This is a genomic window from Sulfurospirillum barnesii SES-3, from assembly GCF_000265295.1.
GTDB lineage: Bacteria > Campylobacterota > Campylobacteria > Campylobacterales > Sulfurospirillaceae > Sulfurospirillum > Sulfurospirillum barnesii.
Map to the genome: position 1 here is coordinate 730,422 of NC_018002.1, position 23,616 is coordinate 754,037.

Genomic DNA, 23,616 nt, shown 5'->3' on the forward strand with positions numbered 1-23,616 from the left:
TTACTATAAATAGCAATTACACTCTTAAAGGAGACGAAGATGGCAACAGAAGTAAAAGAAGAAAAAGTGGTAGAAGGATCCGTTTTTGAAACGGTAAGTTTCGATGAGAGAAAACAAAAAACTGACGAGATTGTCAAGCGTCATGTGTACGGTGCTATGGGTGTAGGGCTTGTACCTATTCCTCTCATAGATTTTATTGGTGTGACAAGTGTTCAAGTGGATATGCTCTCAACATTGGCGCAATATTATGGTGTGACATTCAAAAAAGAGATGGCAAAAAATCTGATAGGATCTCTTGTCGGTGGAGCTGTTCCTGCTGGATTGGGAATGCCCATTGCTAGTATTCTTAAGGGCATACCACTTGTAGGTCAAACGGTGGGCGCTCTTGGAATGTCTATGGTTGCTGGTGCTTCAACGTATGCCGTAGGTAGAGTGTTTGTCCAACATTTTGAATCAGGTGGAACATTTTTAAGTTTTGATCCTGGTGCGGTAAGAGAGTATTTTAAAGAAGAGTTTAATATAGGCAAAACAGTCGCAAAAGAAGCCTCTGCAAAGAAATAACGATGAGCTTATTTCTTTATATTTTTCTTTGCCTTGCAATAGGGGTATTTGGTCTGAACAAGAAGTTGGGATTTTGGGGCTATTTTTTTGCATCACTTTTGCTGACACCTCTTCTTGGGATTATCTTGCTCCTTGCATCAGGAGAGAAGAAAAGCAGAACCGATTAAGTCATGCACCTTGAAACTGTCTTACTACGGTATTGCCTTTTTGATGCGTATGGCGAAGCTAACCCGTGGGTGTCTCTTATGCCTGAATGCAACAGGAAAAGATGCACCCACTTTAGGAAGGACGAATCAAAAATAAATCATGCAGCTGTTAGGCTCTTACTTGCATGTGCATTGGGCAAAAAAAGAGACATTATTGCTAAGATTAGAAAAACGGATGCAGGAAAGCCTTTTATAGATAAAATGCCTTTTTTTAGCTTGAGTCATACAACAAAAGCTGTAGCGGTAAGTACATGTAAAAATCAGCCCACAGGTGTTGATGCAGAGTTATTAAGGCACATTGATGTTAATGATTTTAGCCACTATTTATCAAGGGAAGAGAAGGATAAGATTAAGGGTTCATCTGAGGAGTTTTTAAGGCTGTGGTGTACGAAAGAAGCTGTTTTTAAAGCAGCTGGAACTGGACTGCGTGAACCTTTTACGGATGTGGTTGTTATGCCAGATTTTGCTCTTTTTGATCATAACACATGGTACTATAAAACCTTGATTGTGGAGAGTGTGGTAATGAGTGTTTGTTGTGCAAGACCTTTTAAGATTGATATACAAGAGCTTAAACCGTGCGAATTACGGGCTTTAGATTAAATGCAAAAGAGTAAGACGCTTATTTTAGCTTAGTGTGTTAGAGTAGTTTTTTATTTACATGTTAAAAGGGTATTATGAATGAGGTTTTTTTTAATTTTTCTGTTTCTTGTTACAACGATGTTTGCCAAAGCGCCCAGAGGATTACATGAGATTATCAAAAGTGGTTACATAGAAGTTGGAGTGTATTATCAAGATATTTATCCCTTTTTTATGAAAAACAAAGAAGGGCAACTGACGGGTTATGATATTGATATGGCGCTAGAGATAGGAAAAGAGCTTGGGGTAAAGGTCATTTTCAATAGAGAAGCAACCACCTTTAGTGGCTTAGTTAATATGGTTGTGGAGGGGACGGTTGATGTGGCAATATCCGAATTGAGTGCTACTTTACAGCGTGCAACAAACGTGATGTTTAGCACACCTTATGTGGTTCTAAATCACGGCATTTTTTTCAACCGTATGTCCATGGCAAAATTAAAAAATCAACATAAAAACCAGTGGAAAGAAAAGCTAGCCAGCTCTGAAATTATTATAGCAACCAGACGAGACACGGCTTATGAAACTTACGTTAAAAATACCTTTTCACATGCACAAATAGTCACTTTTGTAGAATGGGAAGAGGTGATTGATGCTGTTATCCGTGGTGAAGCTGATTGTGCTTATTATGATGAGGTTGAGATAAAAAAACTTATTCAACAACAGCCAAATTTAGCATTAAAAGGCAAAGCTATTATTGTTAAAGATAAGGCAGACCCCATTGCCATGGCGGTCAATCAACAAAACATGCACCTTCTCCAATGGCTCAATTTGTATCTTGCAGGAAAAGAGAAAGTGACACCAGACAGTTTGTTAGAAAAATACAGAAAAGAGCTTCCATGAAAAACGGTGTTTCTTTAGGAAAAAAAATATTCCTTTTTTTGAGGACTCCTTATGCTATTGTCATTGGCACGCTATTTGGTATTTGGATAGGCATTGCAAGTAAAGATATTTCTTTGTTGATTGCTCCTGTTGGTGAAATTTACCTTACTATTTTGCAACTGTGTGTTTTTCCTATTTTAATATCTGCAATTACAGTTTGTGTTTTTAAACTCTTGTCCACCGATGATTTTTCAAAGTATTTATCAAAAATGCTTGTGGTATTTGGCTTTGGTTTTTTGATGATAACTACAAGTGGTGTTTTGGTGACACTTCTTTTCACCCCTGGCGAAATAAAAAATACCACTGAAGATGGTCTTGGTGAGCTTATGATACACAGCTCAAACACAAGCGTGATACTTCAAAACAGTACCTATGAAGAGATTTCTCTTTATGGCACAGGTGTTGCTGATACTTCACAGGATATGGTGAATTTTTTTATTCAACTCGTCCCAAAGAATATTTTCGAAGCACTGGTCGAGGGAAATAGTATTCAAGTGCTTATATTTTCCATCATCCTAGGGTTGTCACTGGGAGTTATTGGTGTTCAAAAAGCCAAAACTGCTGTGGATTTTTTTGATTCTATATTTGAAGCATTTTCAAAAGTTGTTATGGGCTTGATGTACCTTTTGCCTTTTGCTCTTTGCTCATTATTGGCAAAAAGTATTAGTTCGACAGGAAGTGATTTTTTATTTGCAGTAGCAGGGCTTTTGGTGATGATTCTGGGTATTTGCCTTGTAGGGATTATTATGGGCTTTATGGTTATTAATTTTCGGACTTCGCATTTAACAACGCTTCAAACCTTAAAAGCTTTAAGGGAACCCTTACTTGTGGCACTGGTTACGGCAAATGGTTTAGCTACGATACCATCCATTCTTCATTCACTGACAAAAGAGATGCGTTATGATGAAGAAAAGGTAGCGTTGATTGTGCCTATTGGTATTATCCTTGGGCGATTTGGAACTATGACGGTTTTTTCGATTATGGGCATATACTTAGCACAAGTATATGCATTGGAACTGAGCTTTGCACAAATTGCATTTGTTATTTTCAGCTCGATTTTAGCAGGCATAGCAACAGCTGGGACACCAGCAGCAATTACGGTTATCTCTATTGCCATTGTCCTTACTCCTTTGGGATTACCTGTAGAAACAGCTATTGCGATAATGCTTTTAATGAATCCTATTATTGACCCCTTGCTTACGGTTTTAAATGTGATGAGCAATATGCTTGCCACCACGCTTATAGCAAAGAATAAGGAGTTTCAACCGTATGGAGAATGAGGTTTTTGAATGTACGGAAGAGAGCCTTTTTTATCAAAAGTGTTTAGAAGAGTTGGTGTTCAAAAACGCTTACAATTTCAAGACCATCGTGGAGTTTGGATCAGGTGATGGGATGCCCGTTATTGAGGCTATGACCCGTTGCCATTTTGATGGTTTTGTGTATGGGTTTGAATACAGCGCAAAGGCTTACGAGATGCTCCTAGAAAATATAACAAAAATACATTTTTGTGAAAAATATAGAGTCAAAAATCAATCTTTTTTTGATGCCAAACTTCCTAAAGCCGAGGTTGTTATTGCAAATCCCCCTTATATTCCTTATCTCTCAAGCGATATGTTACTCCCTCATTTGTGGGGTGGTGAAAAGGGGTGTACGATAAGCAAAGAGATTTTACATGTAGACATACCAAATGTGATGATGCTTATAGCATCGTATTCAAATCCGATTGAGCTTATAAACTATGCCCATTCTTTAGGGTACCGTGTCGCTGATTTTTTGATGATAAATATGTCTTATGGTGTCTACTCAAGTGAGCCTAAAATAAAGGAGTACAGAGAGAGATTGGCGACTGAGCATTGCGCTTTTTTTCACAAGGACTATTACAAAGTTGCGGGTGTTCTCTTTCAAAAAAAGAGCCCTTTTAACGATAAAAAAGAAGCACTTATAGCTCAGTTAATACATTTTTAAAAAATTAAAACCTTGGTAGAGCGGACTATGTATCGAGTGTGACCCAACCAATGATGCATCATTTAATGGCAATTTTTTAATTTTACCCATTCTTCATTTTTTCTTCATTTTTTTTTATTATGATTTTTTATAAAAAATTATAAGAAAGAATACCCCATGCGCAACACGTACCTACAAAGGTGTGATGTGTCAACACTTAATGATACACAGAAATAAATGCCACCATGCAAAACGAAAATGGCACATAAGAGAGCAGACAACTTAGTGAGAAAGGGATGGGTGTATTAGGCTTTACATGTAAAGCCTTTCTTAAAAACAATACGCTACCATGCAGAACTCTTTTTGAAGGATTTTGGTATGGAGCGTCTTAAAAATATTGCGATTTTTTCAAAATTAAACGATGCGCAGTTTGAAAAGCTTAAGAAGATTTCAGTCATCAAAAAGTACAACGCCAAAGAGATTCTCTTTTACGAGGGCGATGCACCTGTGTATCTTTATGTGTTGCTTCAAGGTACGCTTAAAGTCTATAAGACCAATCATAAAGGACAGCAGATTTTCCTTCATGAGTTTTACCCTGGAGGATTGGTCGCAGAACTTGCCAATTTTGAGAACATTCCCTATCCTGCTACAGCAGAGTTTATGAGCCAGAGTGAAGTGTTACGTATTGATTATAAAGCCTTAGAAAAAGATTTTTTTAAAAATCCTGACATCTCTTTTGAGATTATTAAAAGCCTTATTGCAAAGCATAAAATCCTCATTGATGTGATTCAAAAAGAGGTGATTTTAACGGCAGATGCAAAAGTGGCAAAGTTTATTTTAGAAAATTCTGAACTGTTTGATACGCTTAAAAACACGCAGATTGCATCCTTGCTCAACCTTACACCCGAGACACTCTCCCGTACACTCTCCAAATTTAAAGCATCGGGTTTGATTGAAATGGATGAGAAACATGCCTTGCATATCGTGAATAAGGGTGCTTTAGAAATTATGCTATAATTGCCACCTTCATTTTTATTACTTCATTTGCGGGTGTAGCTCAGTGGTAGAGTGTTAGCTTCCCAAGCTGAAAGTCGCGGGTTCGAGCCCCGTCACCCGCTCCATTTATTTAAAAAATTATAAAAAATAAGGATATGCATTTGTTACTAACATTAAAAAAAGAGTGGTTTGGCAATATCAAAGGCGATATGCTCTCAGGAGTCGTCGTAGCCTTAGCACTGATTCCCGAGGCGATTGCCTTTTCGATTATCGCAGGGGTTGATCCTAAAGTGGGGCTGTATGCCTCGTTTTGTATTGCCGTGGTGATTGCCTTTGTGGGCGGTCGCTCTGGCATGATTTCAGCTGCCACGGGTGCTATGGCGCTTTTGATGGTCACACTGGTAAAGCAACACGGGCTAGAGTATCTGCTTGCCGCTACGGTTTTAACAGGCGTTTTGCAAATAAGCGCTGGGTATTTGAAATTGGGTTCTCTCATGAGTTTTGTCTCTCGCTCGGTCGTGGTAGGTTTTGTGAATGCGTTGGCGATTTTGATTTTTATGGCGCAATTGCCTGAACTGAGTAATGTTTCATGGCACACCTATGCCTTTGTGGTCGCAGGGCTTGGCATTATCTACGGATTTCCACTCTTGCCTTTGGTGGGTAAGCTTATTCCTTCACCTTTAGTTACCATTGTTGTCATTACCCTTGCAAGTTTGATGCTAGGGTGGGATGTGCGCACCATCGGCGATATGGGAACCCTTCCTGATACGCTTCCGCTGTTTTTAATCCCCAATATTCCACTTAGTTTTGAAACCTTACAGATTATCTTCCCATACGCTGCCGCCCTTGCTGTGGTCGGGCTTTTGGAATCTTTGATGACGGCTACCATTGTTGATGAGCTCACCGATACCAAAAGCGATAAAAACCGTGAGTGTAAAGGGCAGGGTGTGGCGAACATCGTGGCTGGATTTTTTGGAGGGATGGCAGGCTGTGCGATGATAGGGCAGTCGGTCATCAACATCAAATCAGGCGGACGAGGCAGACTCTCCACCCTCTTTGCGGGCGTGATGTTGCTCATCATGGTGGTCTTTTTAAGCCAGTGGCTCAGCCTCATCCCTATGGCAGCCTTAGTGGCGATTATGATTATGGTCTCGATAGGAACGTTTGATTGGGGTTCGATTAAACGCTTAAAAACGCTTCCACTCTCCACCAACATCGTCATGCTTTCCACCGTTGTCGTGGTGGTGTGGACGCACAATTTAGCCTATGGCGTTTTAACAGGCGTGCTTCTAGCCTCGCTCTTCTTTGCCAACAAAATCAGCCACTTTATGTATGTCGATCGTTTGAGCGATGAGCGCAGTAGTGCGGTCTCCTATAAAGTGGTGGGGCAAGTTTTCTTTAACTCCGCCGAACGCTTTATTAATTCCTTTGATTTTAAAGAGGTGGTCGATAAGGTCGTGATTGATTTAAGTAGGGCGCATTTTTGGGATATTACAGGGGTGAGTGCTCTGGATAAAGTGGTCATCAAGTTTCGACGTGAGGGTGCAGAGGTGGAAGTGATAGGCTTAAACGAGGCAAACCAGACGATTATTGACCGTTTTGGCATACACGACAAACCTGAAGAGATAGAAAAAATGATGGGAGGGCACTAAGATGTCAGGAGCTAAAAAAATTATGGCATGTGTGGATGGTTCGGCTTTAAGTGAAGCTGTGTGTGATTTTGGGGCATTTTTTTCCAAAACATTGCATCTTCCGCTGGAACTCTTAAACGTGGTGGAACATTTACATGTAAGCGCTCAAACCGACCTTTCAGGCAACATAGGACTGGGTGCCAGAGATGATTTGCTGGAGAGCTTAATTGATGAAGAGCAAGGTGAGAGTAAAAAAGCTATCATTAAGGGTAAAACAATGCTCTTAAATCTTAAAGAGCGTGCTTTAACACAAGAAGCACATGAGGTTAAAATCGTGCAAAAACACGGGGAACTCTACGAAACGATAGAGCCACACAAAGAGGAGATTCGCCTGTTGATTTTAGGGCTTCGTGGCAGGGACCATGAAGGCAATGTGCACTCCATTGGTTCGCAAGTGGAAGAGTTGATTCGCACGTTAAATGTGCCTATTTTATTGGTGAACGAAGCGTTCCATGAACCTAAAAAGATTTTAATCGCCTATGATGGCTCACCCTCATCAAAAAAAGCCTTAGAGATAGTCACGCAAGAGCCTTTATTGGGTGAAGTGGAGCGTCATCTGATTCATGTGGGTAAAAACAGAGAAGCCTCTTTAGCACTGCTTCGTGAAGCGTGTGCTTTGTTTAGCAAACCTCACATCCATACGGTTCAATCCATCTCTTTGCAAGGCGGCGAGGCGGTAGAGAGTTTACTCTCCTATCAAGATAAAAATGAAATAGACTTAATCGCCATGGGTGCTTTTAGTCACAGTCGTATTCGTGATGCTTTGTTTGGAAGTTTTACTTCCAAGATGATTTTTAAAACCACCAAACCTTTGTTATTATTGCGTTAAACGATAGCTTTTAGTCGCACAAGGGTACGTCAAAGGTTTAGAGCTTATTCTCTACCAAAAGATGGCGTACCATTGGATTCCATAGGGTCTCTCCACGTATGGCAAAGGTGTAGACCTCATCAAAATAGTAATCAGAAGTATCATAGATGTGAAATTCATAAGGGCTAAAACCGTATCCCATGGGTGTTATTTCTACACGAGAATACCATGCGCTTTGTGCGCTCACATAACGCTCTGTATCGGTAGCATAAACCCACAGTGTTAACGCTTTTTTATCGTTTTGTTTTTCAACCCATAAAAAAAAGCTTCCAATGTCATTAAAAAAGTAAGTGTCCCCATTGGGCTTAATAGCTTGTGCGGTATTGAACAGCTCTAAAATGGGCACTTTGTCTTGAGAGCAGTAATATCTTTCGAGGACAATTTCAAGGGGCTCTTTTTTGGTATTGTTCGGCACGACAAAGATGCGTGATTCTTCAACATCACTAAAGAGAATCATACATAAACCAATTCCGCCTAAAAATAAAGTAGCAAGGAACGTTTTTATCATAAGAGTACTCCTGTAAGAGCGTAATAACGCACAAAATAGAAGCTACAAAGAAGAGCAGAGAGCAACAAAAAGAAACTAGAGTACTTTAACAGTTTGTCTGCGTTGCAGTGGGTAATCCGTTCAATCAATGCGGGCATCATGCCAAAGAAAATGCCTAAAAAAAGAAATCCCCAAATAAAATAACCCACATAGTAATACTCTTTTTGGAGCATGCAATAAGGGCATTTGTGATTTGGCATTTCGTAAATATAGAGCCCAAAAAAGTAGGTAATCGCATAATATCCAACAAAGAGAAATAAAAAATTGCACAAGAGTGTTGCTGTTTTTTGTTTTAACCCATTGAGTGTAAGAATGACCCCAAGAAGCACATAGTATAAAACCACCAAAAACTCTTGCGTGTATCCAAAGGGAAGTTTGGGGGATTGAAACACCACGGAGCAACAAAAAACAGGAACATCTAGGGGAATAGTGCTAAAGTAGACAATCTCTAAAATAAATTCACCGCAAAGCATGGCAAATAAAAAGCTAAAAAGCCAATATTTGGACTTTAAGTAGGGAAAATTGGGTGCTTTTAAATCAAGCGTATTGACAAGAACCCAAAGCCCTAGCCCAAAAATAAGCATCAGTTTTAAAAACAATAAACGATTGCCATAGGCATTTGCTCCTACCACTCCTGCGGAACACATCGCACCTGGAACAACGCCTGCAAGAGAGTTTAGGGATAAAATGAAAAACAGAAAAAGGATGATTTTGACCACAACACTAAAGTATAAGATGGTGTTAATCAGATAATTTTTCTTCTCTAGGTGGTATTGCAAAGCGCTACTGCTCTCAAAGTCCCAGTGACGTAAAATAAGGACAATATTGCTTTGTGCAAGAATCATTAAAAGAAGTACCACAACCTCTACGAGCAAGAAAACAAGAATTTCATTGGATAAAAAGATACTCATGCAATTATTTCTCCATCTTTCATGTGAATGTATCTATCAATGGAGTGTGCCTCTTCAAATAAAATATCGTGTGTCGCAATCACAACGGTTTTCCCCATTGCTTTAAAGGTGTCTAAAATCTCTATAAACATACGACTGTTTTGTGTGTCTAAATTAGCGGTTGGTTCATCGGCTAAAATAATAGGAGGATTCATCACCATGGCACGGGCAATGGCACAGCGTTGTTTTTCTCCACCGCTTAAATTGGCAACGCATTGGCTTTTTTTATGGGATATATTGGCGATTTCAAGGGCATAGTTTACTTTTTCATTCATCTGTGTAGGGCTAAGCTTCTTAAGCATCAAAGGGGCGATCACATTTTGCTCAACCGTTAAACCGTTTAAGAGATTAAAGGATTGAAAAATAAACCCAACCTTTTCATGGCGATAGTGTGAACTTAAAATATCAGGCAATTTGGCAATATTCTCCTCCTCCACAACAATATCGCCAGAACTTGGCTTGCTAAGCCCTCCCATAAGGGATAAAAGGGTACTTTTTCCGCTTCCGCTCACCCCTTTTAAAATCACAATTTCACCTTTTTCAATTTCCATATCTATTTGTTTAAGCGCATAAAAGGCATTTTCTTTGGAGGCATTATAGATTTTGTTGACATTTTTGAGAATCATCTGTTTCATCGTACCGCCTCACTCATATCGGCAATGGCAATTTTCCATGAGGGAAGAATAACACACGCCAAAAAGGGAATGACACTAAAGAGAAAGAGTAAAAAGAGCATGTGCATATCAATAACAGGGGTAAATTCTACGTTATGTTCAAGCTCTGTTCCTAAGAAAATAGAGCGAAGTAGGGGTGCTTGAAAGACAAAGACATAGGCATAAGCAATGAACACACCCGATAAAAAAGCACCTAGGGATACCACACTGTTTTGGATGAATTTAATCGCAATAATATCTTTAATACCATAACCAATACTACGCAAAATAGCTATCTCTTTTTTCTTTTCACCATACACGAGGCTAATTTGGTTTTTGAGCAAAATAAGAAAAGAGACCAGACACACAAGATACAAAATCATAAACAATCCTCCTTTATAATAAAAAAGGTGTTGGTAATGTGCCATCATCTCCTCTTTTGATGTGGCTTTAACACTGGGCAGGGTTTCAACAATTTTGAGTGCCAATTCACCGACTTCATTGGGGTTTGGAACCGTTACATAGAGTTTGGAATATTCATGAAGATTTAAATCTAAAACGGCTCTGGCATTTGCAGGGTGCATGTACATAACATCGTTACAGAGAATATCGCTTGCTTTGGATTCAATCTGTTCAATTTTGAGGGTGATTTTACCTTTGAGGGTAAAGAAATTAAACACATCATCGTAATGCCATGCGTGAATGGCTTTTTGTACACCTGAGCCCACACGCATCTGTCCTAAAGAGAGGCTAGAATCTCCGATAATATGAAACCAAACACGCCCTTGTGCAAAATAGTAATACCCATCAACCACACCATCTACTGCGGTGACACCTGTGAGCGATTCGATGGCTTCTTTGTCTTCTTCCATTAGTTTATAGGCTCTGCCTGCTAGGGTGTTTTCTACGACAATATCAGGTTGAAACAGTGAGGCCTCTTTTAAATCACTCTGTATAGCATCACTGATAAAAAGAACACCACTAAGTAAGGTAACAATAAACGTGAAAATAATAAAGCTAAAGAGATGATCTGCCTTGTCTTTAAAAAGTAAGATAACGGCGTATTGGATGAGGTTTTTATGGAACATAGACAAATCCTTTGTAAGCGGGCTCTTTGAAGCTGAGTGAAAGTTCAACATGACGCATACGTGAAGCAAGGGCTTCAAGCTCTTTGGTTTTGGTGTGTGTATCAAAACTCACATAATGCACGAACAATGCGCTGTAGAGTAGCCCAAAGATAAGGGCTACTAGACGTAAGGTTTTCATAGGCTTTTGAGTGTTTTTTCACTAATGTCTTGAAAGCGCAAGATACGTTTTCCACTATGATCTTTCATAAATGCAGTGGCATCACTTTCGCTTACAAAAGGAATCAGCTCTGTTCCCATTGGTCCATAGACGTTTGAGCCAATGACATAAAAGGCTTTGGCTGCACTGATTTTCTTCAACGTGTAATAATCACTGACATAGATATTTTCGAAGTTCTTTTTTTGTGAAAAAATGTATTTCATCATATCTTTAACCCCATCAAAATAGATATTTTTCTCAGGGGTCTCAATCAGCGCTACCCATTGGGGATATTTGGCAACAAACATGCCACATACGGGGCATTTGGCATCTTTTGGAACGATGATTTTTTCATCCTCAACCTTAGTTGTTACTTCTTTATGATCCCAAAGATACAGCGCAACCATTTGGTATTGGGCTTCTGATTCGAGTCGGCAGACTTTTTTGAGTCCTACTTTAAGATTGGCAACGGTTGAAAAAGCAGACGCATCAACCTTTTCACAGCCGTTGGTATAGAGTTTTTCACCCATGCCATAAACGGTTTGTTCTCGTTTGTTTTTCAGCATGGCAAGATCTTTTGCAAAATCTTCTTTAGCGATGGCATAGGCTTCTTCAAAGCGCATGATTTGTCCGCCATTTTCTGCTTGAAAAGCTTTCGCATCGGCTTCATGTGCAAAGGCGTATTGGCTGTTCATGGTCATGGTGCCTGGTTTGGAACTTCCTACGACATAAAAGGCGCTATTTGCCTCAATAAAGCCTAGATTTTGCGTATCAATCACTTTGGCATCTTTGGGAAACACCCCTTTGGTATCTTCCACCAAGCAGTGAATGGAGCAGTATTGGTGGTCTTTGTGTGCATGGCTTGTTTTTTGAAACTTGACCAAATCCATACCACAGTTGGGGCAGTAGCGTTTGGCATCGCCGCTTTGAATGAGTACGGCTTTATCCTCAGGAACAGTTTGGAACATCTCTGCGGCAAAACTTAGATTGATGCACAGAGCAAAGAGCATAATAATTTTTTTGAACATCGTTTATCCTTTACATGTAAATTAATGAGTATGAGGAGATTTTAAGATACGCACATTGTCGCATCCTACTTGAAGCCCTTGTTTGCAACTTTGCTCAAAAAGTTCGTAGGCTTTTTGCTCATCCTTGCTAACGCCCTTACCCTCAGCGTATAAAATGGCTAAATCATTGCATCCTTGCGTATAACCAGCAGAACATGCTTTTTGATACAACTCGCTGGCTTTGTTAAAGTCTAAAAGCACTCCCTTTCCTGTGGCATACAATAATCCTAGGTTATTGCACGCAACGCCAATCGTGCCATCACACGCTTTTTGATACAACTCGCTGGCTTTTTTATCGTCTTGCATGACGCCTCTACCGTTGGTATACAAAAAGCCTAAATTGTTACATGCGTACAGGTTTTCACTTTGGCACGCTTTTTGATAGAGCTCGCTGGCTTTTTGATAATCCTGCTTAACACCTGCGCCATTGGCATACAAAAGCCCTAAACTGTTGCACGCAACATCATCATTGTCATTGCAGGCTTTTTCATACAAATTCTTCGCTTTGGCTAAATCGCTTTGAACCCCTTGCCCCTCAACGTACATTAAGCCTAGGTTGTAGCATGCAGAACTAAAGTTTTGCTCACACGCTTTTTCGTAGAGTTCACGTGCTTTGTTGAGATCTTTAGCCACATTGCCAGTACCTTCTTGATAGACAACGCCTAGGTTGTAACACCCTGTAGCCTTTCCCTCTTTGCACGCTTTATCGTAAATCTCGACCAACTTTTGATGGTCACCCTTTTCTTTGGCTTCAAGCCCTTCTTTAATAAAGCCTGCATGCGCCGATAAAAGACTCAGACTCAAGCAGAGAGCAAGATGGTATATTTTCATAGAAACTCCTTTATTTTTTTACATGTAATGCATTAAATCGCTCGTACACGGCGACCTCTATACGCAATAAGGCTGAGTGCGACAAGAACGCCAATGGCATAATAAACCCCCATAGGAATACTCGGACTCTCTCCTGTTGCGGCGTATGAGTGCATGCCTGTGAGGTAAAAATTAACACCAAAATAGGTCATAATAATGGAACTAAATCCAAAAACAGAGGCAAGGGAAAACGAAAATACGGAGTAAATTTTGGGAACAAAGCGCATATGCAAAATAAAGGCATAGACAATAATAGAAACATACGACCATGTCTCTTTTGGATCCCATCCCCAATACCTTCCCCATGACTCATTCGCCCAAATACCACCAAAAAAGTTTCCAATAGCAAGCATGGAAAGTCCGATGATAAGGCTGATTTCATTGATGGCATAGAGGGTTCGAATCTGCTCATTTAAAACATTTTCATTGCTTTTTGTTTTACATGCCATCAGCATAAGGCTTAAAAGACCAAGCAGTGCTCCTAAGCCTAAAAAACCATAACTCGCTGTAATCACAGAGACGTGAATACTCAGCCAATACGATTTTAAGACAGGGACTAAATTGGTCATTTGAGGGTTGACAAAGCTCATGTGAGAGACCAGCATCATAATGCCCGCAAAAATGGAAGCAGCACACAGTGAGAGCATGGAACGCCTAAAAACAACAAGCCCCGCAAAGGCAGCAGACCAGCCAATATAAACCATAGATTCATACGAATCACTCCAGGGTGCATGCCCTGAAACATACCAGCGAAGCCCTAAAGCAAAGGTATGCATAAGCAGTCCTAGGCTAAAAGCAGCGATGAGAATGGTCTCTACGTGCTTAAACTGTTTTTGGGTAAACAAAGAAAACAAGGCAAGAAAAAAGGCGGCAAAACCAAGCGTAAAATAGACCCCAATGAGTTTTTGAAAGAGGGCTAAGCGGTTGTATAAGAGCTCTGCTTGAATGCGTGCTTGAGAGGGAATAACCTCTTGCGCATAGAGTTTTTGGTGGCTTTTAAGTGTGTAAAGTGCCTGTGAGGCTTTTGTCCATTCATTGCGATTAATGCCCTCTTGCAATCCTGAGAAATAGGTGCTAATTGCATTTTTTATCTCTACAGAGATGAGCGGATGTTGCAAGGCATCATTGGGAGTGAGCCATGTATGATTTTTATCGTTAGGTAGTGGAATAAATTTAAACAATACCCCCTTAAAGGTAAGGTAGGCAATATTGAGTTTTTCATCAAATTTGATGAGGTCATTTTCAAACGTTCCTCGCTTTGATTGTGGTTTTTGATTGGCTTCATTGATGGCATGCGCTAATTTATACGCTCCATTGGCATCAAAAACCTGAGAAAACGAGACAAAAGTTTGCGTAGGAGGAAGATTAAGCAGTTCTTTAATGTGTGCGTTATTGAGTTTTACCAAAGGAATCTCTTGCCACATTTGAGGCTGTGCGCTCATCCCTAAAATTATTTGTTCTGCACTTAGATGGTATAAAGAGCTTTCAGAGGTAAGCTTATGCACAATATCCAGCGCTTCGGTGCTAAACGGTTTGATGCGCCCTTGCATATCTTGTATCAAGAGGCTACTGAGGTCTTCTTTAGCATGCACCGCACTGTTGTGTGCTAAGTGCTCTAAATACAGGGTCGTATTGGCTTTGGCATCTATGCCACATAACGAAAAACAGAGTAAAAGCCACAGAAGTTGAACATTTTTGAGATAGGCTCTTAATTTTAAAAAGCGGCTTCCTTGTGTGAAAAAATTGCTAAGAAAGCCTAGGGTTAATAGAAAATAGCCTGCATAGGTTGGCCATTTTCCAGGGTCTTTGTTGATTTCTAGCACCGTTCCTTGCTCATCCAAATCATAGGAAGATTGAAAAAAGGTATAGCCTGCATAGTGCAAAGGGTGATTCATAAAAATTTGGTACGCAAAAAGTGTGTTGTGGTTTGCGTCTAAGACCTCAATGTCACTGCTGTAGGAAGAGGGACTCATGGAGCCTGCATAGCGTTTTAGTTCAAAGTCACGAAGTGCAAGTGAAAAGGGCAAATCCATGACTTTTGAGCCCCATGTTAAAGCAAGCTCTAAGCCTTCAAAGGAGGCAATAACGGGCTCTTCAACCCATCCCGCACCTCCTTTAAGAAGCAGGGTGCGCATTTGGCTTCCATATGTCACATACACTTCTAGGTTTGCACGTTCTCCCTTCCCTTTGTAGTGGTAGTCTTTATAGGTGATATTCAAGGGTTTTCCATGGATTACATGTAAAAAAGAAAAATCATTTTTTCCTAATTGCCCTAAAACCAGTGGGTGTTCAAACGATGTTTCGTGGGTTTGAATGTGTAGATAAGGTACGACGGTTATCATCTCCTTTTCATGTTGCCCCTCTCGAATATGAATAATCCCCTCATAGCCAAAATAACGGGTAAGCCCAGCACCTATAAGAATGACAATAAACGAGAGATGGATTAAAAAAGAGCCCATGCGTTTCCACATACGTGTTTTATAGATTAATCCTATTAGGCTTAGGGTTGAAAGCACCATGACCGCTTCATACCACCTTGCATCGTAGATGAGTATTTTAGCGGTTTGCGTATCGTATGCGCTCTCAATAAAGGTGGCAATTGCCCCACCTATACCCAAAATAGCCAGTAAAATTAGCACCATTGTGTACGAACAAAAACGACGTACCATCTCTCTTAAACCCTGCATCAAAACCCCTTAAGCGCTAAACGTCTGTCCAGCATATAAAATAAATAGGCGTAACGATAAAACACCTAAAACACTTGCTATACCACTGAGATAAAAGCTTATACGGCTATGTGCCACCGTTTTTCCGAGTAAAAAATTGAGTACCAAAGGCACGCCAAATCCAACACCTACAACACCGATCCAAAACAAAGGAGGATATGCGCCCTCAAAAAAAGCAGCCGCTGCGTGTTTATCGACGTTTGTGCCCACGATCAATGAAACAAAAAGCATAAACAGCAACAACATTTCTATCGCCATAACGGGCCATTCTACGGTGTGAAGGGTTTTCATATCACCGTGGTGTGGCTCTGCTTGAAAGTAATACGACGCAATGATGCTTGAAAATGCTGTTCCTGCAGAGAGTCCTGAGATCACAAACAACGCAGGTAAAATGGCGGTATTTAAGAGAGGAAAGCGCACCAAAACCGAGATAAGAAAGCCTGTATACGCACACACCACCAACGCAAAAATAAACGCCAAAAGATGAATCAATGGGCGCAAAGGTCTCAAGAGTGCAAAGAGAAAAAAGAGCTTTGAAAGGGGTGTGTGTCCTAAATGCTCTTTTATCCATGCCTCAAACACCAACACAACAATTAAAAAGGTGAGAGGTATGTACAGACACAATGCCAACACACCAATAGACATCACCGATGTAAAATTGTAGTTGATGAGAATTTTCCAAAAGTAAAGCGGTTTTTCCAAATCACCCACTAGAAAAATCATTCCCAGTGCAATGGTGACAAAGGAGACAAGTGAGGCAGCTTTTAACAAAGGCGTCTCTTGCGTTTGATTTTTATAATATCGAAGCGCTAAAGCGATCATCAGCGCACCTCCTGAAATACCAGCCAGTAGCAAATACACACCAATAGGCCAGCCCCATTCTACACCGTGTGAAAAGCCTACATTAAATTCTATGGATTCATTCATCATTAAACTCCTGTCTTAACAATAGGAATGTAGCGAAGGCTCGGTTGTGTCCCAAACGAGGGCTTCATACGCACCGCATCTTTTACATGTAAAAGCTGGTTGATATACGATGCCTCATCGTTTAAATCACCAAAGACCAAGGCTTTATATTTACACGCTTGTACACATGCGGGTTCTTCATTTTTGGCAAAATTGGTATTAAAGCAAAAATTGCAATTTTCTGCGGATTTGGTTTCGTGGTTGATAAAACGCACATCATACGGACAGGCAACAATGCAATATTTGCATGCAATACAATCCTTTGTATTCATGGTGACAATGCCCGTTTTTTCATCCTTGTAACAGGCATTTGTGGGACAGACGTTGACACAAGGTGCGTCCACACATTGTTGACATGAAACACGGGTGTAGCGTTTTTCCATGGGTGTAGCAGGGTTTGTCTTATTTTGAACATAGAGTCTTGCTTGCGTTTTAGGAACCGCATTGGTGGTACGACACGCCACCTCACATTCTGTACATCCCACACATTTGTTTTGATCAAATATCATGCCATAGTGTGGTTTTTTAGGAGAACTTTCTTCCTCTTGCGTTTGACTACCGTGCCCAACAGTACCCAAAACAAGAGAACTTGCTCCTAAATATTTTAAAAAATTCCTTCGTGTATTGGTTTGTTCCATTCTCGTCTCCCCTTTTTGTGTGACTATGAACTTCTACAGTTTTTTAAGCGGTTGTTTGGTCTCTGACATCTCTTTTTTTGTCTCTTCACTGAGTGCTTTTGCACTGTTATTTAATTCACCAGGTTTTAACACTTTGATGAGTTCTACTTCAAAAATAACCGTGGAACCTGCTGGAATGGCTTGCACATCTGCGTTGCCATAGGCCAGTTCACTGGGAATGACTATTTTTGCTTTTTCGCCCTCACTCATCAGCATTAACCCCTCTTGCAAGCCATCAATCACATTAATCATGGAAAGATGGGCAGGTTGTTTACGCTCATAGGTGTTATCAAAGAGTGTTCCATCGAGTAAGCTTCCTTTGTAATGAATCAACACAATGCTCTCTGGTTTGGGTTTAACCCCTTTACCTTCGGCAATTTTTTCGTATTGAAGACCCGATTTGGTGGTGATGACTTTCTTATTTTTAGCGTTGTTCGCAAGGTATTTTTTGCCCGCATCTAAATTGGCATTGAGTTGTTGGCTAAATCTCTCTTGGCTGATTTTATTTAAACCCTCTGCTCGATTGTTAAGATGGGTGATAATCTCTTCATCACTGAGTTTTTGCTTTTTCTTTAAGGCATCCACAAAGCCATCAATCAGTGCATCAATATCTGCTTTGATACCAAATTCATTTTGCTCAAAAAGTTGATTAGAAATATAAGCACCTGTAGATGCACCTATACTGTAAGACTCTTTTTGTACATTTGTTTTGAGTTCGACTGCAAATCCCTGTGCTACAAAACAAAGAGATACAAATAACCCAATAGAGATTTTTTTACCACACATTATCATGCCTTTACCATAAAAATCATGGGCTAAACTAAGTGCTTAGCCCAATCTGTTCATCGCCTATGCGACACCTTGTTTTTAGAGATTTTTCTTCATAATGCGTTGGGCTTCGTTAATATATTCAACCGCAGCATCTAAGCGTTGTTTGGTGTATTTGAAACCATGCACACCCCATGAACCGTCTTTCTCCACTAAATCAACAGTTACTTGGGCTTTTTCAATCAACTCATACACCCGTGCTTTATCCGAAGGCGCTAATTTTTTCACTTCGAGTAAAGAATAAAGCCCTTGAATGCCCACTTTCACCTGAGTAAATTGATCTTTTACAGGTGTTTGCCATCCCATGACTTCGTTATAGACTTGTTTTTGGTCTTTGAAATGAAGGGTCTCTTTGAGTTCAGAGTTAACAGGACTGTGGCACCCTTTGGCATCGGCTTGGTCTTTATCTGCCCAGGTGGTACGTGCACATGCCCACATCAAGTCAACATAATTTCGTCCCTCTTTGTTGCGCTCAAAATGCCAATCTTTTGTATCACGAGGACCTGTTGCTGCAGCGCTAGCTACCATTGTTTTCATTTTTGGATCGACTTCGATTTTCCAAATGTGAGAACGGCGTTGGGTATCAAAACCTGCTTGATCTTGAAATTGGATAGCATAGAAGTTTTCACAACTCATCAAGAATGGCATATGGCAGGTTGCACAACTGTTTTTGCTGTGTGTGTCTGATTTTGCATGAATATAGGCTTGTTCTTTATGACAATCCGCACACTGTTTTTTCAGTTTAGGTTTGCTGTAAAATGAACTTAAATAGCCTTGATTAGGATTGTAATTCATCCCTTTCACATCTTTTTCGCCTGTTAAATCACCCGTAACATCGTGTGGATCATGGCAGGTTGCACAGCGCATTCCTTTATCATAGTGTGCTGAAAAATAAGTTTGTGCACCCTCAGTACCACATCCAGGTCCCATTGATTTGAATTTTGAACTAAATGCCAAATCAGGTTTACCGACATTGAGTGGGTTACTTCTGGCTAAATCAGGACTGTAGGAGAAGCGTTGATGACAGCGTTCACAATTGGAGATTAAAAGACCAGAACCTCCTTCTAAGTGACCACCTGCACCATGACACTCTTCGCATGAAATACCTTTGGAAATGGTGTGTTTTTGAAGCTCTTTGGCATTGCCTAAGGCTGCAAAAAATTCGCCTTGATTTTTAAAATCAAACTTCCACGGATGGCAGACTTCACAATACGATGTTGAGGCTTGAAACGACATCGATTTTTTGTACTTAGCCGCATAGGAAGCAAGACCTCTTACATAGCCACCATTGTCACCATACTCTTCAAGCGTGACAGGAAAGTCAGGTACCCATTTTTTGATTTTCTTCGCCACTTCAGGAGATAAATTATACGCCCATGTGCGTTGCCATTGATTACCACCTGCTACGATTTGACCTGTGCCATTTTTAAGCATACCTCCTTCAACATGGTACGTTCCACGTAGTAACCACGCATCAAAGAAGCCAAATTTAGTTCTAATGTGACCTATAGTACAATAGATGACATCAGGTGTAATACCTTGAGGTAAAATAGATGCGGTGTCTTTGTCAAAGACAGGCTCATTTAATTTATTATTCACCTCAGGGTGTTCGCCTGGAAAACGGATTGTGGATGAGTGTCGTGACCTGCTCCAAGTCTCATATTGCGCAGGGTGACACTCGCCACACTTCTCAGGCCCTATAAATTTATTCGGATATTGCAAGGTTGAAGCCCGTGCAACCCGATACATCATAGAGCTAAAGCCCTCACCATCACTTCGTTTAGAGGCTTTGGACATCTCATAGCCATGTCCCTCTTCAAGCCACTCTTTACCACGATCGTTGACAACCAGTTTGCCCACTGTTTTGCCACCGTATTTGGTAAAAATAGGATGGTTTTTGAAGAGCCAGTCATACATCGCCTTCTCTTCAACAATATAGTCTTGCAAGGAGATAACGCCTCTGCTTTCCTTTGTCCCCTTAGGATGCGCAATGACTTCTCTGGCCTCTTGACTCATCTGCATGCCTTCCATAGCCCCAGCGCTCGTCGCACCGATGGCACAAAAGCTTGTGCACATGAATAAACCAAGTAACACTTTGTCCCATTTTCTCATGTTCCCTCCTTTGAAACATTCAACCTAAATTGCGTTTGTAACCTCTAAGCGTGGAGTTCTTGAAGTGTTATAACGCAACTAAAGCACACGCATGCGCTTGCTTCGAAGGAAATGGTAACACTAAAAAAGGGGGGAAAAGGGGGAAGTATTAAATTTATGTTAAATTATTGGATTAAAAATAATTGTAAAGATAACGCCATCTTGCAGATTGTTTACATGTAAACGTGCGCCATTTTTTTGAACAATCATTTGACTCATGTACAATCCTAACCCACTGCTAGACTCTTTGGTACTCACATAAGGGTCAAAAATGGTCTCTATAAGAGCATTATCAATACATCCAGCATTATTGGCAATGGTGATTTTTGGGGTAGATTCTTCAACAAAGGCGACAATTTTGATAAGACGTAAAGCCGTATTGTTCGCTATAAATGCCTCTTTTGCGTTGTTCATAATATTTAAGAGCACTTGGACAATTTCATTGGCGTAGCCTAGGATGGTAAAGTTTTCTTGAATGTGAATGTGCACTTCTATGGCATCTTTTTCAAAAGAAGCACTGAGCAAGCGTTTTGCTTGATGGATAATCTCGTGTGCACTAAACGCTTGTTTTGCTTTTTGAGGGGCAAAAAAGTTTTTGAAATCATCAATGGTATGGGACATGAAACGAAGTTGTTCATTGGCTTCTTCTATTTTTTGTGAAAGCTTTTCTTTGGTGAGTTTGTCTTTTTCACTGTGCAGTTCAAGATTGATTAAGATGGCACTTACTTGTGCTAAGGGTTGTCGCCATTGGTGAGAAATATTGCCAATCATCTCTCCCATGGAAGCAAGTCTGTTTTGGCTCATCATGAGCATTTTGGTCTTCTCTTGAAGCTTTAATTCCCCTTGATAAATTTTGTACAAAAAGAGAATAAACAGGACAAAAACAATAAACATCACCGCACCACCCACAATAAACTCTTTGACATGGTAGGTTAAGATGCTTAAAACAGGTATTTTAAAGGTAATCATCGCAATCACATCACCCACCTTAGAATCAAAATCAGGAATGACATGGTACTGCTCTACCATCCGTTTGGGTGCGCTGTTTGCGACATGACACTCTAGGCATGAGGGATGAGAGTTGCGAATAGGAAGTCCTACAAAAAAATAGGGTGTTTTGTTTTCTGTAATAATATGCGCATACTCATCGTAAAGCCCCTCTTTAAAATCATCTAAAATCTCATGTTCAAAATCATTGCCCTCATGAGCAGGATTAAGCGGATTATAGGCAATGAGTTTGTAGTCATAGTTGATGTTCTTTTTCATCCGCTGAATCTCATAAATGGAGCGAGCAATGTAGGTCGATGAAAGCAAGCGTGGGTCAAAAAAATCGTGCACCAACATCTTTTTTTCTTTGAGCTCTTCTATCAGAGGACGTTGTACAATGGAGACATAATCTCGAATGGCATTCATGGTATCTAGCACAATTATAGCTTCTTGTTTCGCATCTTTAAGGGCAAGCTCTCGATAGAAATTGAAAAACAAAAGGGTGATAATCGTATAGAGTAAAACAAACAGTGCTACAACGATTTTAAATTTGAATTTCACACAAATACCCTACGCCGTACAGATTTTTAATAAAATCGCTGTGGATTTTTTTACGTAACTCTTTCACAATAGATTTTAAAGCCTCTTTGCTTGGTTGTTCAAACTCCCACATGTACTCAAAAAGTTGCTCGTATGTAATGGTCTGATTGGGACGTTTGAGAAAATATTCCAGCAAACGGCTCTCACTTTTTGAAAGATGCAGTATCTGCTCATTGGCGGTAATGGTTTTACGGCAATAATCATACACACAAGAGGGCATAATCTGCACACAGGGTTGATGCTCTACCAGTTCTAGGGCAACATCTTCAAGGGCTTTTATGAGGCTATTTTTATCGTAAGGTTTGCAAAGGTAGCGTGTAATCTTAAGCTCCACCGCACGCCAAAGGTACTCTTGTTCGCTGTGTGCAGAGAGGATGATAATAGGAATTTTTTTATTAACCTGACGAATTTTTTTAACCACATCCAATCCATCGATGTAGGGAATGGAAATATCAAGCATCAAAACATCGTAGAGATTGCCCAATGCTTCATCCAGTGCCTCACGTCCATCTTTGACGCCTACGACTTTTCCAAAAAAAAGCTCTAAAGACTCCATAATATTACTCAAAATAATCGCTTCATCTTCAACGCATAAGACTTTTTTATTGGACAAAATATCTAAAGGATTGCAAGTTACCATCATGTGTGCCTTTGAATGCATCTTCGCTTTGATACAAAGTAAGAGAAAAATGGTATCTGATTTTTTCTTAAGAAGCTTGATATAAGTCAAGGCTTTTTTCTTCTATTCTTTATACAATCACTCTATTCTTAGTCTTATATTTTAATTTAATTTAAAATTAATGTTGAGGAGGTTTGTTGGTCTTACAAGAGGATGAGCTAAAGGATAATGGGTTGGGCGTTGTTGCTTTTACATGTAAAGATGAAAAGTTAACGAAAAGAATAAAGGAGGAAATGTGAAAAAGAGTAATTTCCTAAAATACGCAGCATTGTGTGCGTTTGTGGTCGCCATTGGTTTTTTTGCCTACATGGTGAACGCATCCAAAGCGCTGTCGTATCTCTCCAGTGATCCAAAAGCGTGTATCAACTGTCACGTCATGAACACGCAGTATGCGACATGGCAACACAGTTCGCATGCTGAGCGGGCCACCTGTATTGATTGTCACTTACCACGGGATAACATGGTAAACAAGTACATCGCAAAAGCCATTGATGGGTACAACCACAGTGTGGCATTTACCTTTAATACGTACAAAAATGCGATTCAAATCAGTGACAATGGTGCACAAAGAGTTCAGGACAATTGTATTGCGTGTCATGCAAGTTTAAGCTCTCAAATGGTGAGCAACGCCGATGTCAATCATCACTATGATGACCCAAGTGTTGCAACGGGCAGACGATGTTGGGAGTGTCATAAGGGTGTACCGCATGGAAAAGTAAGAGGTCTTACCACAACACCTAATGCCTTAGGCGTTAAAGAAGTGAAGTAACTCTGCCTCAACGAGGCAAGCTTTAGCGCCTCAGCGGCTAGCGTCGTTTCAAGAGCTTTGCTTTTGAAACGTGTAAGAATA

At 40.2% G+C, this 23,616-nt stretch carries 23 protein-coding genes and 1 tRNA gene; 10 read left to right on the top strand and 14 right to left on the bottom strand.

Annotated features, from left to right (window positions below):
* Nucleotides 1–39: 39 nt before the first annotated feature.
* The 9 genes from SULBA_RS03720 (at nt 40) to SULBA_RS03760 (ending at nt 7,742) form a co-directional block, all read left to right on the top strand.
* Nucleotides 40–561, top strand: a complete 522-nt coding sequence (locus SULBA_RS03720) for a YcjF family protein (RefSeq protein WP_014768935.1) — start codon at nt 40–42, stop codon at nt 559–561.
* 338 nt (nt 562–899) lie between these two features.
* Nucleotides 900–1,367 carry a 4'-phosphopantetheinyl transferase family protein gene (locus SULBA_RS03725; protein WP_172634067.1) on the top strand — a complete coding sequence of 156 codons (468 nt, stop codon included), beginning with the start codon at nt 900–902 and terminating at the stop codon, nt 1,365–1,367.
* A gap of 78 nt (nt 1,368–1,445) precedes the next feature.
* On the top strand, nt 1,446–2,243 hold the full coding sequence (locus SULBA_RS03730) for a substrate-binding periplasmic protein (protein ID WP_014768937.1): 798 nt from the start codon (nt 1,446–1,448) through the stop codon (nt 2,241–2,243).
* Complete coding sequence (locus SULBA_RS03735) at nt 2,240–3,562, top strand: dicarboxylate/amino acid:cation symporter (RefSeq protein WP_014768938.1); 1,323 nt, start codon at nt 2,240–2,242, stop codon at nt 3,560–3,562. The genes SULBA_RS03730 and SULBA_RS03735 overlap by 4 nt, the downstream gene beginning before the upstream one ends.
* Nucleotides 3,552–4,247, top strand: coding sequence for a class I SAM-dependent methyltransferase (locus SULBA_RS03740; protein ID WP_014768939.1), 696 nt, complete (start codon nt 3,552–3,554; stop codon nt 4,245–4,247). The genes SULBA_RS03735 and SULBA_RS03740 overlap by 11 nt, the downstream gene beginning before the upstream one ends.
* Nucleotides 4,248–4,604: 357 nt before the next feature.
* On the top strand, nt 4,605–5,243 hold the full coding sequence (locus SULBA_RS03745; RefSeq protein WP_014768940.1) for a Crp/Fnr family transcriptional regulator: 639 nt from the start codon (nt 4,605–4,607) through the stop codon (nt 5,241–5,243).
* A gap of 29 nt (nt 5,244–5,272) precedes the next feature.
* Nucleotides 5,273–5,347: transfer RNA gene (locus tag SULBA_RS03750), tRNA-Gly, on the top strand.
* 36 nt (nt 5,348–5,383) lie between these two features.
* Nucleotides 5,384–6,874, top strand: coding sequence for a SulP family inorganic anion transporter (locus SULBA_RS03755; RefSeq protein WP_014768941.1), 1,491 nt, complete (start codon nt 5,384–5,386; stop codon nt 6,872–6,874).
* Nucleotide 6,875: 1 nt separating this feature from the next.
* The gene (locus tag SULBA_RS03760) at nt 6,876–7,742 is read left to right on the top strand and encodes a universal stress protein (RefSeq protein WP_014768942.1); all 867 of its coding nucleotides are present in this window, start codon (nt 6,876–6,878) and stop codon (nt 7,740–7,742) included.
* A 37-nt stretch (nt 7,743–7,779) separates the two neighbouring features.
* Here the strand turns inward: SULBA_RS03760 and SULBA_RS03765 are convergent, their stop codons facing one another.
* The 14 genes from SULBA_RS03765 to SULBA_RS03830 all read right to left on the bottom strand — a co-directional run bounded on the left by SULBA_RS03765 (nt 7,780) and on the right by SULBA_RS03830 (nt 22,727).
* Complete coding sequence (locus tag SULBA_RS03765) at nt 7,780–8,289, bottom strand: hypothetical protein (RefSeq protein ID WP_014768943.1); 510 nt, start codon at nt 8,287–8,289, stop codon at nt 7,780–7,782.
* A complete protein-coding gene (locus SULBA_RS03770) occupies nt 8,286–9,239 on the bottom strand; it encodes a hypothetical protein (RefSeq protein WP_014768944.1) in 954 nt (317 codons plus the stop codon). The genes SULBA_RS03765 and SULBA_RS03770 overlap by 4 nt, the downstream gene beginning before the upstream one ends.
* Nucleotides 9,236–9,913: an ABC transporter ATP-binding protein gene (locus SULBA_RS03775; protein WP_014768945.1), complete on the bottom strand. Its 678-nt coding sequence runs from the start codon at nt 9,911–9,913 to the stop codon at nt 9,236–9,238. The genes SULBA_RS03770 and SULBA_RS03775 overlap by 4 nt, the downstream gene beginning before the upstream one ends.
* Nucleotides 9,910–11,019, bottom strand: a complete 1,110-nt coding sequence (locus SULBA_RS03780; protein WP_014768946.1) for an ABC transporter permease — start codon at nt 11,017–11,019, stop codon at nt 9,910–9,912. Before SULBA_RS03780 ends, SULBA_RS03775 begins: the two co-directional genes overlap by 4 nt.
* A complete protein-coding gene (locus SULBA_RS03785) occupies nt 11,009–11,197 on the bottom strand; it encodes a hypothetical protein (protein WP_014768947.1) in 189 nt (62 codons plus the stop codon). Before SULBA_RS03785 ends, SULBA_RS03780 begins: the two co-directional genes overlap by 11 nt.
* Nucleotides 11,194–12,243, bottom strand: coding sequence for a nitrous oxide reductase accessory protein NosL (locus SULBA_RS03790; protein ID WP_014768948.1), 1,050 nt, complete (start codon nt 12,241–12,243; stop codon nt 11,194–11,196). The genes SULBA_RS03785 and SULBA_RS03790 overlap by 4 nt, the downstream gene beginning before the upstream one ends.
* Before the next feature lie 21 nt (nt 12,244–12,264).
* Entirely contained in the window at nt 12,265–13,113 is an 849-nt protein-coding gene (locus tag SULBA_RS03795; RefSeq protein WP_014768949.1) for a tetratricopeptide repeat protein, read from the bottom strand.
* Nucleotides 13,114–13,145: 32 nt separating this feature from the next.
* Nucleotides 13,146–15,839: a cytochrome c biogenesis protein CcsA gene (locus SULBA_RS03800; protein WP_014768950.1), complete on the bottom strand. Its 2,694-nt coding sequence runs from the start codon at nt 15,837–15,839 to the stop codon at nt 13,146–13,148.
* 9 nt (nt 15,840–15,848) lie between these two features.
* Nucleotides 15,849–16,805 (bottom strand): NrfD/PsrC family molybdoenzyme membrane anchor subunit, encoded by a 957-nt coding sequence (nrfD, locus tag SULBA_RS03805; protein ID WP_041671906.1) that lies wholly within the window; start codon nt 16,803–16,805, stop codon nt 15,849–15,851.
* A 2-nt stretch (nt 16,806–16,807) separates the two neighbouring features.
* Nucleotides 16,808–17,482: a 4Fe-4S dicluster domain-containing protein gene (locus tag SULBA_RS03810; protein WP_014768952.1), complete on the bottom strand. Its 675-nt coding sequence runs from the start codon at nt 17,480–17,482 to the stop codon at nt 16,808–16,810.
* Between the two features lie 33 nt (nt 17,483–17,515).
* Nucleotides 17,516–18,307, bottom strand: coding sequence for an FKBP-type peptidyl-prolyl cis-trans isomerase (locus SULBA_RS03815; protein WP_014768953.1), 792 nt, complete (start codon nt 18,305–18,307; stop codon nt 17,516–17,518).
* A gap of 81 nt (nt 18,308–18,388) precedes the next feature.
* A complete protein-coding gene (locus SULBA_RS03820) occupies nt 18,389–20,461 on the bottom strand; it encodes a cytochrome c (protein ID WP_014768954.1) in 2,073 nt (690 codons plus the stop codon).
* A 159-nt stretch (nt 20,462–20,620) separates the two neighbouring features.
* The gene (locus tag SULBA_RS03825) at nt 20,621–22,048 is read right to left on the bottom strand and encodes an ATP-binding protein (RefSeq protein WP_014768955.1); all 1,428 of its coding nucleotides are present in this window, start codon (nt 22,046–22,048) and stop codon (nt 20,621–20,623) included.
* Nucleotides 22,032–22,727, bottom strand: a complete 696-nt coding sequence (locus SULBA_RS03830) for a response regulator transcription factor (protein WP_041671907.1) — start codon at nt 22,725–22,727, stop codon at nt 22,032–22,034. Before SULBA_RS03830 ends, SULBA_RS03825 begins: the two co-directional genes overlap by 17 nt.
* Nucleotides 22,728–23,001: 274 nt before the next feature.
* Between SULBA_RS03830 and nrfH the strand changes: the two genes are divergently transcribed.
* The gene (gene nrfH, locus SULBA_RS03835) at nt 23,002–23,535 is read left to right on the top strand and encodes a cytochrome c nitrite reductase small subunit (RefSeq protein WP_014768957.1); all 534 of its coding nucleotides are present in this window, start codon (nt 23,002–23,004) and stop codon (nt 23,533–23,535) included.
* Nucleotides 23,536–23,616: the final 81 nt, after the last annotated feature.